The sequence below is a fragment of the Mesorhizobium sp. M4B.F.Ca.ET.017.02.2.1 genome, from assembly GCF_003998955.1.
Lineage (GTDB): Bacteria > Pseudomonadota > Alphaproteobacteria > Rhizobiales > Rhizobiaceae > Mesorhizobium > Mesorhizobium abyssinicae.
On sequence record NZ_RZOF01000004.1, the window covers coordinates 42,456 to 55,598 of the forward strand.

The following is a 13,143-nucleotide window of genomic DNA, read 5'->3' on the forward strand; positions in this document are numbered from 1 at the left end:
TGGACCGTAAACAACTATGGTAACTCAGCCGTTAAGATCAGTACGAACCCCTATTAGAGACGACTGAAGAACATTCAGCAAAGACAGTAGAATAGCTACGCTTTTTGACGACCGCCGCCGCCGCGGACGGCAAACCTTTACCGGCCATTAACCCTAACAGGACGATAACGGATTCCGTTCCCTGGGGTTTGCCGCAACATATGGCGGCCAGCGATGAAGGTTCGTGACCGGCCATGAAAAGCACTGCCTCCCTCTTTCGTGCTCTGCTTGCCGTGTCGATGCTCGCCGGCTGCTCAAGCTACCGGCCGACGCCGGCGGCCTTTCATGAGGTGCTCGACCAGCCCTACCGACTCGGCGCCGGCGACCGCGTCCGCGTCACGGTCTTCGAGCAGGACGGCCTGACCAACACCTACAGTGTCGACCAGTCCGGCTACATGTCCTTGCCGCTGGTCGGCGCCGTGCCGGCGCGCGGCCACACCGCCCAGCAGCTCGAGAAGGAAATCGCCGACAAATTGCGGCAAGGCTATCTGCGCGATCCCGATGTCTCGGTCGAGATCGACCGCTACCGGCCGATCTTCGTCATGGGTGAAGTGGGTGCTGCCGGCCAGTATTCCTATGTGCCGGGCCTGACGGTGCAAAAGGCGATCGCGATCGCCGGCGGCTTCTCGCCGCGCGCCAACCAGGAAAGCGTCGACATCACCCGCGACATCAACGGCAAGGTAATGACCGGACGGGTGGTCACATCCGATCCGCTGCTGCCCGGCGATACCGTCTACGTCCGCGAACGGCTGTTTTGACAACCAACGTGGCGAACCAATTGCGGATCGTCCATTGCTTTCGCTCACCCGTCGGCGGGATATTCCGGCACGTGCGCGACCTGACCGAGGCGCAGATCGCTTCGGGTCACTCAGTCGGCATTGTCTGCGACTCGACCACCGGTGGCGAATTCGAGGAACGGCTGTTCGAGGGCATGACGGACAGCCTGGCGCTCGGCATCCATCGCACGCCGATGCAGCGCCATGTCGGGCCGGGCGACCTCGCCTCGGCCTGGCGCACCTACCGAATCATCAAGGAATTGCGGCCGGACGTGCTGCACGGGCACGGCGCCAAGGGTGGCGCCTATGCCCGGCTGTTCGGCTCATTGTTGCGGGTATCCAGGTCTCGCGTAGCCCGCCTTTATTCGCCGCATGGCGGCTCCCTCCACTATGACGAAACCACGGCCACCGGAAAGCTGTTCTTCGCGCTGGAGCGCTTCATGGCGCGCTTCACCGACTGCCTGCTGTTCGTCTCCGACTACGAGCGCCGCACCTGGCGCAGGAAGGTGGGCGAACCACCCATCCCCAACACGCTGGTCTACAATGGCCTGCGCGCGGTCGAGTTCGAACCGGTGGGGAGCGTGCCCGACGCGGCCGACCTGCTCTATATCGGCATGATGCGCGACCTCAAGGGTCCCGACATTTTCATCGATGCGCTGGCGCTGGCCGGCAACAGGCTTGGCCGACGCTTGAGCGCCGTGATGGTCGGCGATGGCGACGACCTGCCGCGATACCACGAACAGGTGAAACGGCTCGGCCTCGACGGCCATGTCCGCTTCCTGCCGCCGATGCCGGCCAGGGACGCCTTCACGCTGGCGGAGCTGATCGTCGTGCCATCCCGCGCCGAGGCCATGCCCTATATCGTGCTGGAGACGCTGGCCGCCGGCAAGCCGATGATTGCCACCGCTGTCGGCGGCATTCCGGAAATTTTCGGCGAAACCTCCCGCGCCTTGATCCGGCCCGACCCGAACCAGCTCGGCGACAGGCTGAGCGACGCGCTAGCCGATCTCGGCGCCTACCAGCGCCTGATGCCCGGGGCGCCCGACCTCAAGGCACGCTTCGGCGCCGACGTCATGGCGGCGGAGATCGAGAAGGCCTATTTTGCCGCGCTTCGGCGCTAGAGCGTGGTCGGCTTGATCTCAAGTATTTTTCACGCCGATCAGCGCCCTTTTCCTCAACGCTGGGTGGCAACCGCTTCAAAGCCATCGGTTGTCTCAAGGGTTTCTTAGCTCTCTTTTGCTATTCAGCTGAGCGAAGCCCGCGGACAATCCAATGAACGAGATCGACCCCGCACACCGCTTTTCCATGGACGCGGTACGCAAATTCGACGGCCCTGCCCCGAGCGAAGCATCGAGCAGCCTCAACGATGTGGCGCGCCAGGTCGCCTCGCAATACCGGCGCGATACGATGTCGCCGATCATGGTCAGCGGCGTGCTGCGCATGGTCGAGTTCGCGCTGCTGTTCCTGTCGGGTCTCTGCGTCTATGTCTACTATGTCGGCTTCTTCAAATATCTCGCCTGGCAGTACCCGCTGACGATCGCCGCGGCCTCGTTCCTGGCGGTGGTGCTGCTCGACGTCACCGACAGCTACCAGGTCTCGGCCCTGATGCGGCCGATCGCCAATTTTGGCCGCGTGCTCCTGGTCTGGGCCGGCACTTACGCGCTGATGGCGCTGACGGCCTTCATCATGAAGATTTCGGAGGATTACTCGCGCCTCCTGTTCGGCACCTGGTTTGTCGTCGGCTTCGTGCTTATCTTCGGCCTCAGGCTGGTGATGTCCAACCTGATCCGGCGCTGGGCCCGCGACGGACGCATGGAGCGGCGCGCCGTCATCGTCGGTGGCGGTAAGTCGGCCGAGATGCTGATCCGCTCGGTCGAGAGGCAGCCCTACAACGACATCCGCATCTGCGGCATCTTCGACGATCGCGGCGACAAGCGCTCGCCGCCGATCGTCGCCGGCTATCCCAAGCTCGGCAACATTTCCGAGCTGATCGACTTCGCGCGCATTGCCCGCATCGACATGCTGATCGTGTCGCTGCCGCTGACCGCCGAATCGCGCGTGCTGCAGCTGCTGAAGAAGCTGTGGGTGCTGCCAGTCGACATCCGGCTGTCGGCGCATTCGAACGCGCTGCAATTCCGCCCGCGCGCCTATTCCTACATCGGCTCGGTGCCGATGCTCGACATATTCGACAAGCCGATCAACGACTGGGATTCGGTCGCGAAGCGCGCCTTCGACATCCTGTTCTCGATCATCGGCATCATCGTCTTCTCGCCGGTCATGCTGGCGACGGCGATCGCCATCAAGCTCGACAGCAAGGGGCCGGTGCTGTTCAAGCAGAAGCGGCACGGCTTCAACAACGAGGTCATCGAGGTCTACAAGTTCCGTTCGATGTACACCGACCGCTCGGACCCGACCGCCAAGCAGACGGTGACCAAGAACGATCCGCGCGTCACCCGCGTCGGCCGCTTCATCCGCAAGACCTCGATCGACGAGCTGCCGCAGTTCTTCAATTCGCTGTTCGGCTCGCTGTCGCTGATCGGTCCGCGTCCGCATGCGATCGCCGCCCAGTCGCACAACCTTCTCTACAACGAGGTGGTCGACGGCTATTTCGCCCGCCACAAGGTCAAGCCCGGCGTCACCGGCTGGGCGCAGATCAATGGCTGGCGCGGCGAGATGGACACCAATGAGAAGATCCGCATGCGCACCGAATACGACCTCTATTACATCGAGAACTGGTCGCTGCTGTTCGATCTCAGGATCCTGTTCCTGACCCCGGTGCGGCTGCTCAACACGGAAAACGCCTATTGAGCGCGGTGGCCCATGAGCTGCCGGCGGCCGCGGTCAACAAGTTGCCGCCCCAGGCGGTCAACAAGTTGCCGCCCCAGGCGGTCAACCAGTTGCCGCCCCAGGCGGTCAACGCCAAGCTGGCGGCGCTGATTGCATCGGCCGCGGTGTTCTTCGGCGTCCTGCTTTCCGGCTTCGTCATCGACGAACCGGCGCCTTACGACCTCTTCATGGTCTGCCTGATCGCGGTGTGGGCGCTGTTCGGCCTGCGGATCTCGCGGGCGGCGGTGCCGCTTCTGGTGCTGCTGATAGTGATGAACATCGGCGGCATGATCTCGATGACGCAGATGGCGAACCTCGCCAACACGCCGCTCTATCTTGCCGTGTCGATGTTCCTCGCCTTCACCGCGATCTTCTTTGCCGCGGTCACGTCGGTGCAGCCTCGTCTCTACCGGCTGATCTTCACCGCCTATGTGGTGTCGGCGGTGCTGACCGCGCTGCTCGGCATTGCCGGCTATTTCCACGCCTTCCCGGGAGCGGAGGTCTTCACCAAATACGACCGCGCCGCCGGCGCCTTCCAGGACCCGAACGTGTTCGGGCCGTTCCTGGTGCTGCCCGGCGTCTACCTGCTTTATCTGCTCCTGACCGGCCCCGTCGCGCGCATGCCGCTGGTCGCCGCGCCGCTCCTGGTCATCACCGCCGGCATCTTCTTTTCCTTCTCGCGCGGCGCCTGGGGCATGTTCGCGGTTTCGGCCGTGCTGCTGACCGGCGCACTCTTCCTGCAGAGCAACAGCGGCAAGTTCCGGCTGCGCGTGGTCATCATGACGGTCGCCGCCATGGCGCTGCTTGTCATCGCCATGGTCGTCATCCTGCAACTGCCGGGCGTGGCCGAGATGTTCTCCAGCCGCGCCCATCTCGAGCAAAGCTACGACACCGCCCGCCTTGGCCGGTTCGCCCGCTACACGATCGGCTTCCAGATGGCGATGGAGCATCCGTTCGGCATCGGCCCGCTGGTGTTCGGCACCATCTTTGGCGAGGACACGCACGACATCTGGCTGAAGATGCTGATGGACTACGGCTGGCTTGGCTTCATCTGTTTCCTGACGCTGACAGTGTGGACGATCGTGGCCGGCTTCCGCATCCTTCTGCGCGACCGGCCCTGGCAGCCCTATCTCTTGTGCGCCTATGTCGCCTTCATCGGCAATATCGGGCTCGGCACCTTCATCGACATCGATCACTGGCGCCATGTCTACCTGCTGCTCGGCCTGATCTGGGGCGCGATCGCGCTCGAATACCGGCATCAGAAGACTTAGGCCGGAGACAAGCGCGAACGTCATCTCACCCATCCGTCACACTCCAGCCCGGACGGACGTGTGCGCGCAATGGGCCAAGCAGTTTTCAACCAAGGCTGAACGAGAGCTCATTGACGTAGCGTGTCCAGCGCCCTTTTCGCTTCGATGAGGTCGACGACCGGATATCTGGATTCAAGCGCGTCAATTTTAGATCGAAGCCGCACTTCTGCCTCATGGACACGACCTTGTAGCGCGAGAATTGGTGCAAGTTGCGTTATGGCGCGGAGTTCAAAAAGTCGCGCTTTCTGCCGCTTTGAAGTAGCAATCGCTGTTTCGAATAGGCGCGCGGCACCAGCTAGGTCACCTTTGCTCGCGGCGATTTGGCCACGAAGCCGGAGGCATTCTGCCAGGTAGCTTGTCTCGTCCGTGTCGAAAACGAGTGTATCGACATCATCAAGCATTTGCGATGCGTCTTCGATGCGACTGGCCCTCAGGAGAAGACCACAAAGTTCGCATGCTTTCTCAGGGGTATGAAATACGACGCCGTGCCCACGCCAAAGAACCAAACTCTCCCGGACGTCATCGATGCCGGCATCCAGTTCGCCTAAATGCGAGCGGGCATGACCACGCCACCTAATGCCGCTGCCTCGACGCGCCGTGTAGCCATGCAGTTCGCAAATCTCGACGATCTTCGTAGCGTTCTCAAGGAGTTCCTCGTATTGACCAAGTAGCGCGCACAATTGGCACTGCACGAGAAGATGCCACGCGAGGTCGAAAGGCTTGTCGAGCTGGTCAAAATAGCGCATCAGGCGCTCTTTCTCTTCGACTGCAGCATCAAAGAAACCCAATATGATCAGCGATTCGCTGAAATATGCTTGGGCAGAGACACGTTGATCCGCACCGGCGAACGAAATACGATGACTTGGGTCAACGCGATCAATCAGATCTAAGGCCTTGCGCAAGGCCTCTGCTGCCAGCGGCTCTTCTCCTCGGTTGGAATGAGCGATCCCCTTTGTTGCCCAAAGACCACTCAGATGGGCCGTTGGAAGGAGATCGGCACAGTTTGCGAGCTGCTCTTCGGCCAGGGTCAGGTAATCGTGATTGCGCCCAGTGGCATAAAAAAATGGAGCGAGTGAAAGCGCAACGTCACATTGCAATTCGACCGATGCAGTCTTCGCGGCTGCAAGACGTGCGTCTTCAAGCGTCTTCCCAAGGCGCTCAGAACGATACCCTTCTGCCTGCATCAAGGCATTGGCCATCGCAAGATGGAGACGCGTCACCCGTTCGGCGCCGCCGGAGACGTCGCCAAGTCTCCTGCTGCAATCAATAGCACTGGCAAAGTGCGACACGGCTTCCCGGGTTGCCGCTCTGGCCAGAGCGGCCTCTCCCGCCTTTTGCCAGTGATCGACCGAGCTCGCCCAATCCCCCGCTTCCTGAAGGTGGTGCGCAAGGAGCTCGGGTTGCGCTTCGGTGATTTCGATCCACTGTTCCTCTAACATATCTGCGACCCGCTTATGTAGCTCCTGGCGCTTGGCGCGCAGCAGCGTGCCATACGCTGCGTCCTGAACGAGCGCATGCTTGAAGAGGTAAGTGGCCAGTGGACGAGTCCCGCGGCAGAACACCAGACCGGCGCCGACGAGTTGATCCAGTGCGCCATTTAGCTCAGCGGCATTTCGCTGTGCTACCGCTGCCAGCAATTCGTAGGAGAACTCCCGACCGAGAACCGCGCCAATTTGTGCGACCTCCTTAACGGCTGAGCCGAGGCGATCGAGCCGCGCCATCAACGAGGCATGCAGCGTGGCGGGAACGTTCAACACCGTCGCACCAGCTCTTGAGAGCACTGTCCTGGCGTTCCCGCCCTCCAATACTGCCTTGGTCAGCTCCTCGACGAACAGCGGCACCCCATCCGTGCGCTCGATGATCTCTGCGACAAGGTCGCTGGGCAGCTCTCCGGTGCCTACGACCCGCTGGACCAGCGCAGCACCTTCACGACGGTCGAGTCGATTGAGGACAAGAACCGTGACGTGCGCCTGCCCGGTCCACGGTGGTTGAAACTCGGGGCGAAAGGTGAGGAGAAGCAGCACTGGCAAGCGCGGCACTCGCTCGATGACCAAGTCGAGCAGCTCGCGCGAGCTGGGGTCGATCCAGTGGACATCCTCGAAGAGCATCAGCAGCGGACCTTGTCGCGCCAAGCCTTGGAGGTGCCGAAGCAGCGCCTCGAAGGTCTTTTCCTTCTTACGTTGGGGTGTCAGCTGGACAGGCGGAAAGCGACCTTCGGTCGGCAACGACAGCAGCTCGGCCAGCAGCGCCACGTCCTCCGACGAGGCCGGGGCAAGCAGGGCCGCAAGCTTATCCAGCTTCCCCGACATGTCGTCGCGCTCGAACCCAGCTGCGCGTCCGAGCTGCGCAATGATCGGATGGAGCGCGCTGTCTTGGTGGTGCGCTGAGCAGAAATAGCGCAAGTAGGTGTGCGGCTCATTCTGGATCCGCTCCTGCAAGGTGACAGTGAGGCGCGATTTTCCTATGCCCGGCTCACCTGAGAGCAGTACCACGCGACCTTCGCCACTTTTGGCGCGATGCCAGTGACGCTCCAGCAGGTCGACCTCCTCCTGACGTCCGACCAGCGGCGTGGGGGTTGCCCCGTGCAGCGCCTCGAAGCGGCTTTCGACAGCGCTCTCACGAGTCACTTGATAGGCGTGGATCGGCTCCGGAAAGCCTTTCACCTCGACGGAGCCAAGATCGTGATATTCGAAAAGATCGCCAACCAGCTGTCGCGATTGCGGCCCGATCACGACCGTGTCGGGTTCGGCGAGAGCCTGCAGGCGGGCAGCGAGGTTCGGCGTCTCGCCCACCACGCCGCGCTCCTGCCCTTCGCCGGCGGAGATCAGATCGCCAACGACGACCTGCCCCGTGCCGACGCCGATACGAACCCGCAATGGCTCGGGCTCTTGGAGTCGCCTAACAGCATCGACGAGAGCAAGACCAGCGCGCACAGACTGTTCCGCGTCGTTCTCGTGCGCTTGCGGGTAGCCGAAATAAACCAACACCCCGTCGCCCATATACTTGGCGACAAAGCCGCCAAAGTGAGCGACCGTATTGGCGACACAGCGGTGATACGCTCCGATGATCTCGCGCAGGTCCTCCGGATCCAGACGCGACGCGAGCGCCGTCGATCCAACGAGATCCACGAACATGACGGTCAGCTGTCGACGCTCCGCGCCTAGGTCCTGGCGGTTTTGAGCCACGATGTCATCGGTGCTCGGGTCGGGATGGCTTGATGCCATCCCCAGCCCCACTACCGCCTTACGAAATCGCTTGCGATGACCAAGGAGCATACCGAGCTTCTCGAGGTCGGCATCGGTCAGCTCCGGCAGAACTTCCGCGTCGATGGCGTTATCGCGAAATGCCTGCTCGTATTGCTGGAGCCCGAGGCCTCGCAACCAGACGGCAACGTCCACACCAGCTCTCCCAACGAATGGGGTCCCTCAGCAATGTTAACTCAGATGCCGGGGAATGAAGAGATGCATGAGAACACACCGAGAACATCCGGTGTGCTTTTCGGTGTGCTTTTTGGTCACGACAGGCACACCGGGACCTTGTTTGTTCTAGTTCCCTCGATTTTGTTCGGACAAGGCACTTGCGCCAGACCCCTTGAGAATATAGGGCTTTGCGCGGTCCGGAGTGTAGCGCAGCCCGGTAGCGCACTTGACTGGGGGTCAAGGGGTCGTCGGTTCGAATCCGGCCACTCCGACCATTTTTCCTTGAAAGCCCTGGTTTGTCGAAGGCGCCCTGTGGCGCCTTTTCGCTATTCAGAGCAAAAGCCGCTGGAATCGCCCGGTCGCGATCAGGGCGCTGCCGACCGACGTTGGTCGGGCCTGGGCGGAAGCCGGTGGAACAAGACATGCGCCAGGCGCGGCCGCGCCTTGATCTTCCACTTCGGCACGAGTCGCCAGTGAGTCCTGCTCAGCGGCGAACAAGTATCCCGCGCGCTTCCTCGCCTGTCGAAATGCACCGCCAGCGCCTGGTCCACGGCGCACAGAACGGCGTAGCGCTCAATCTGCTCATCGGATAGCTCGCAATCCGGGACCTTGTCCCGCACCGACTGAACCACCGAATAGGTCGAAATGATGCGTCCAGGAGCAGCGCAGTCGATGCATCGCCGGACGGCGTCGATGACGTCGTCAGGAACAAGAAAGTTGAATTGGCGCGAACTGGTTGTGGTGGCAGTTACGATCCGCTCTAGCATATCGCCTTCTGAAAGCCCCGCAGCACGCTAGCGCCGGGACAGATCCATCAGCAAGGACTAATAATAGGGCCTGGCTGAGTTATGCACCGAATTCTTTGCCGCCTCAGTCACCAGCGAATCGAGGCCGCGCCGCGTAAGGATATGGGTGAACCCTACTAAAAAGCCCGCCAGGGCAAACCGTGGCGGGCTCGTTGGGTCAACCCAGCTCGACTATTGCATGGGCCGATTTTCAGACGCTGGCATGTCGATGAAAGCGCCTTCCGGCATCTGCAGCGCGACGGCGATTCGCCGGAGCTTCGAGGGGTCGGCATCCCTGCCGCTTTCAATATCGGCAATCTCGTGGGTGGACAGGCCGCATGTCAGGGACAGCTCTTCGAGGCTGTATCCCCTGGTTTCACGGGCGGCCTTGAGGGCGCTGTAGCCGGGTGTTGCAATCAAATCGGACAGAACTTCGCGTCTGGCAGTGGCGGGCATTGGCAACTCCTTGGGTTGAAACCGTCTGATCAAATCATGGGGTTGCCTGAGACGAGCGAGACAATGACCGCTCGCGGGCGATTTGCCAAGCGCCAAAACTGGCGTCACGCCATCGTGAAACTGCGCCGGAATGATCTCGCGGAATCGAACCAGCCAAATGGGCGCCGCCGCCTTTTCACCTCGGCACACCGGAGCAGCGCCCGGCCGAACCGGGGCGGGGAAGACCTCAGACACAATCCAGAAACAAAATTCTACAGTCGGGAAAAATTGCCGAAAGAATCCAGGAGGATAGTCCCCAATCGCGGCGCTCGAGCCATCGATATGGTCCGATGTCTCCAGAAACGGCCCGCGCAAAAGGAAACGATGTCATGAAGAAGTCCCTCCTCTCCGCTCTCGGGCTGGCTGTGGCCCTGGCTGTCTCGATGCCGATCCTCGGCGCGACCAGCGCCGATGCTGCTCCGATGCATCACAAGCATCACCGTCACCATCATCACCGCAAGCACCATCGCAAGCATCACCATCATCATCACCATCATCACCACCACAAGAAGCTGGTGGCGAAGAAGGCCTAAGCAAACCGGCTTATCCGACAGGAAGGCCGGTTTTTGGTTGTTGCCCGTAACCGGCCTTCCTGCCCTGCTCTGATGGCATCGTGCCATCAGCGTTCGCGGCACAGGCAGTTCGCGCCGCTGCGCTCAGACCTGGTTGCATCCCAAGGGGTGCCTGATGTTGGCCAATGCCAGGTTGCCGGTAATGCACCGCCTGGTCCTGGCTGTCGCGCGGCTGCTGCTCACGCTTCGCCATCCTGCCCTGATCGTCCGCTTCGCCACGAAGCTCGGCTATCTGCCCAATCCCGCCGCGCCCGGCACCTATCACGAGCTGATGCTCTGGCGGAAAACCGTCGATCGCAATCCGCTGTTCGTGACGCTGACGGATAAGCTCGCGGCGAAGGATTATGTCCGCGGCATCTGCCCTGAATTGGCTCAAGCCAAAACGCTCTGGTCCGGGCGCGACCCCGCCGACATCCCACCCGGGCTGTTGACAGGCAATGCGGTGGTCAAGGCAAACCATGGCTGCGCGATGAACGTCTTCGTTTCCGGCGGCCGGCCGAACCGTGCCGCCGTCATCGCCACGGCAAGGCGCTGGCTCAAGAAACGCTATGGGCGCCGAAACGGCGAATGGGCGTATTGGCCGATCGTGCCGACGGTCTTTATCGAGGAGCGGCTCGAGCTAAGCGGCGGAGCGATCGCCACCGACATCAAAGTCCATGTCTGCGCCGGCACCGTCTGCCATGTCTGGGTGGAAGACAAGCGGGCCCGCCTCTCGCACCTGTTCGACTGCGATGGCAAGCCGCTGCCCGGGCGCGACCCCGACTATCCGCGCGAGGACCAGGCGCTGCCGGTCAGCGACCGTCTTGTCGACTATGTGCGCCGGGCGGCGGCGATCGCGCCGCGCATCGCCGGCGATCTCGACCCATCAGGATCGACTTCCTTGTCACCGGCCAGTGTCTCTATGCCGGTGAGCCCACCGTCTACTCCGCCGCCGGCTACGGCACGTGGACCAATCCGGAAATCATGGGGACGATCGAGCGAAACTGGCGGCTCGACCGATCGGACTATCTGCGCAGACGGCATCGCGGCATTGCAGGTCTCTATGCCCGCGCGCTCAAGGCCCGGTCTCGGGCCGACGCACGCAATTGTCGGCCGGCGACGAGCCCTCGCCAGGCCTGACCAAGCGGCACCAAGCTCGCGCTCCTGGCCTCCGCCTCGGCAAAAATTTCGAACCGACGCGTGAACCTTTCCCCTCCGGGCCGCACCAAGCCTGCATGGACGCCACGAAGGCGCTCCCCAACCAGAAGGACGCCGCAACGGCGATCCTCGATCAAAGAGAAGGAAATGCTCAAATGACCAACTTCACCAACTTCAAGCGCATCTCGCTCGCCGCGGCCATCGCTGTCTCGGCCCTCGGTTCGGTTTCCGTCCCGAGCTCGGCCTTCGCCGGCACGCACCCCACCGGCGACGGCGGCGCGGTGTGCAAGGGCGCGGGCTCCTGTCTGGTGCTCGAGATCGACTGCAAGGGCACCTATACCGACGCCACCGACAAGAACGGCACCGTCTACGGCAAGTGCAGCCAGGTCATGAAGGTCGACCCGACGAAGCGGCTCAAGCTCGCCAACTGATCGACCTGCGATCAAGGAAATGGCGGCCGTCCGCGCGACGGCCGCCATTTTCTTTCACCTTTCGGGGGCGCGCTAACGCCGCGCGAGGAACAGGCTGGCAACCAGTCCAAGCACGAGCAGCCCGACGGCGGCAGCTGTCGCCGGATGCTCCCGTGCCGTCCTTTCGATCGCTTTGCCCCTGCCGCCGATCGCCGGCAGCGCATCGGCGAGGCGCCCGGCCAGCTGGGAATAGTAATCCGAAGCGGCGTCGCGACCGTCCTCATAGTAGGCGCCACCTTGCTTCGAGATGGCCTTCCTCATAGCAGCCAGTTCCCTGGAGAGGGTTGCGACCTGCTTTTCGAGATCGGAGACGGTCGAAAGCGTTGCCATGATGCGTTTTCCTTCCATGTGCAGAAGGAGGCGTAACGCATGGGCGCACAAGCAGTTCCGGTCAGCCGACTGTCAGCGAGCGGCGCCTAACGCACCTGGTCGAGCAGGCGCTTGCACTCCAGCAGATCGAACAACGCTTCCTGCAGCAGGGCGCGGTTGTCGCGCGACAGTTTCGAGGAGTCCGGCTGGACCGGTCCCTCATCGTCGCTCTTGCCGAGGCCGAAGAAGCGTCGGCTGGGTTTCACCCTGGGCTGGCCGACCAGCATCTCGTCGTCGGCGCCGCGCGGCTGGGCAGCCGGCGTCAGCGGCACCTGTTCTGCCTGCCGGCGCTGCGCGATCGCCTCGACGGCCGCCATGTCGCCATTGCCGATGGCAACCAGGAAATGGTTGCCGTTCTCGCGCAACAACTTTTGCACGCCCTTGATGGTGTAGCCCTGGTCGTAGAGCATATGGCGAATGCCCTTGATCAGTTCGACGTCCTGCGGCCGGTAATAGCGGCGGCCGCCACCGCGCTTCATCGGCTTGATCTGGTTGAAACGGGTTTCCCAGAAGCGCAGCACGTGCTGCGGCAGATCGAGATCCTCCGCGACCTCGCTGATGGTGCGGAAAGCATCGGGGCTCTTGTCCATGGGTGAATCCTCCGCTGGACGGCGATCGGGCCAATTGCTGCCGAATCGAGCCTTATTTCAGCGGTTTATGGAACAATATTCAAGCCCGACGTCAAAACGCGGACATTATCAACCGGGCATTTGCGGCGGCTACTTGCCGCCCTTGGCCTTGCTGTTCTGGTGCGAGCGCAAGATGCGGCTCTTCAACACGTTCGACGACTTGAAGGTCATCACCCGGCGCGGCAGGATCGGCACTTCCTCGCCGGTCTTGGGATTGCGGCCGATGCGCTCGTTCTTGGAGCGGACATGGAAAGTCGCGAAGGATGAGAGCTTGACCGTCTCGCCGCGCACGATGGCCTCGCAGATCTCATCCAGC

13 protein-coding genes and 1 tRNA gene are annotated in these 13,143 nt (G+C 62.2%); 8 read left to right on the forward strand and 6 right to left on the reverse strand.

From position 1 onward, the window contains the following. The first annotated feature begins 233 nt into the window (after positions 1-233). From EN738_RS01390 to EN738_RS01405, 4 genes are all read left to right on the forward strand, one after another. Positions 234-797, forward strand: coding sequence for a polysaccharide biosynthesis/export family protein (locus EN738_RS01390; protein WP_127282146.1), 564 nt, complete (start codon positions 234-236; stop codon positions 795-797). A gap of 8 nt (positions 798-805) precedes the next feature. Further along, complete coding sequence (locus tag EN738_RS01395) at positions 806-1,936, forward strand: glycosyltransferase family 4 protein (protein ID WP_127282147.1); 1,131 nt, start codon at positions 806-808, stop codon at positions 1,934-1,936. Between the two features lie 151 nt (positions 1,937-2,087). Continuing rightward, positions 2,088-3,623 (forward strand): undecaprenyl-phosphate glucose phosphotransferase, encoded by a 1,536-nt coding sequence (locus tag EN738_RS01400; RefSeq protein ID WP_127282148.1) that lies wholly within the window; start codon positions 2,088-2,090, stop codon positions 3,621-3,623. 89 nt (positions 3,624-3,712) lie between these two features. Then, positions 3,713-4,912: an O-antigen ligase family protein gene (locus tag EN738_RS01405; RefSeq protein ID WP_127282159.1), complete on the forward strand. Its 1,200-nt coding sequence runs from the start codon at positions 3,713-3,715 to the stop codon at positions 4,910-4,912. 107 nt (positions 4,913-5,019) lie between these two features. Here EN738_RS01405 and EN738_RS01410 read toward each other — a convergent pair whose 3' ends face one another. Then, a complete protein-coding gene (locus EN738_RS01410) occupies positions 5,020-8,349 on the reverse strand; it encodes an AAA family ATPase (protein WP_127282149.1) in 3,330 nt (1,109 codons plus the stop codon). 219 nt (positions 8,350-8,568) lie between these two features. Here EN738_RS01410 and EN738_RS01415 point away from each other — a divergent pair. Then, positions 8,569-8,645, forward strand: a tRNA-Pro gene (locus EN738_RS01415). 90 nt (positions 8,646-8,735) lie between these two features. Here EN738_RS01415 and EN738_RS01420 read toward each other — a convergent pair. Together EN738_RS01420 and EN738_RS01425 are read right to left on the reverse strand one after the other, a co-directional pair. Continuing rightward, entirely contained in the window at positions 8,736-9,137 is a 402-nt protein-coding gene (locus EN738_RS01420) for a hypothetical protein (RefSeq protein ID WP_127282150.1), read from the reverse strand. Positions 9,138-9,347: 210 nt separating this feature from the next. Then, the gene (locus tag EN738_RS01425) at positions 9,348-9,611 is read right to left on the reverse strand and encodes a helix-turn-helix transcriptional regulator (protein WP_127282151.1); all 264 of its coding nucleotides are present in this window, start codon (positions 9,609-9,611) and stop codon (positions 9,348-9,350) included. A 368-nt stretch (positions 9,612-9,979) separates the two neighbouring features. On the opposite strand from EN738_RS01425, the gene EN738_RS01430 reads away from it, so the two are divergent. From EN738_RS01430 to EN738_RS01440, 3 genes are all read left to right on the forward strand, one after another. After that, a complete protein-coding gene (locus tag EN738_RS01430; protein WP_127282152.1) occupies positions 9,980-10,183 on the forward strand; it encodes a hypothetical protein in 204 nt (67 codons plus the stop codon). 181 nt (positions 10,184-10,364) lie between these two features. After that, positions 10,365-11,405, forward strand: coding sequence for an ATP-grasp fold amidoligase family protein (locus EN738_RS01435; RefSeq protein WP_189605694.1), 1,041 nt, complete (start codon positions 10,365-10,367; stop codon positions 11,403-11,405). Positions 11,406-11,514: 109 nt separating this feature from the next. After that, positions 11,515-11,790: a hypothetical protein gene (locus EN738_RS01440; RefSeq protein WP_127282154.1), complete on the forward strand. Its 276-nt coding sequence runs from the start codon at positions 11,515-11,517 to the stop codon at positions 11,788-11,790. A 72-nt stretch (positions 11,791-11,862) separates the two neighbouring features. On the opposite strand, the gene EN738_RS01445 is transcribed toward EN738_RS01440, so the two are convergent. The 3 genes from EN738_RS01445 to EN738_RS01455 all read right to left on the reverse strand — a co-directional run. Further along, on the reverse strand, positions 11,863-12,159 hold the full coding sequence (locus EN738_RS01445) for a hypothetical protein (protein ID WP_127282155.1): 297 nt from the start codon (positions 12,157-12,159) through the stop codon (positions 11,863-11,865). Between the two features lie 86 nt (positions 12,160-12,245). Beyond that, entirely contained in the window at positions 12,246-12,788 is a 543-nt protein-coding gene (locus EN738_RS01450; protein ID WP_126054931.1) for a MerR family transcriptional regulator, read from the reverse strand. 129 nt (positions 12,789-12,917) lie between these two features. Then, the coding region (locus tag EN738_RS01455) for an HU family DNA-binding protein (RefSeq protein WP_127282156.1) at positions 12,918-13,143 on the reverse strand (226 nt) is incomplete at its 5' end.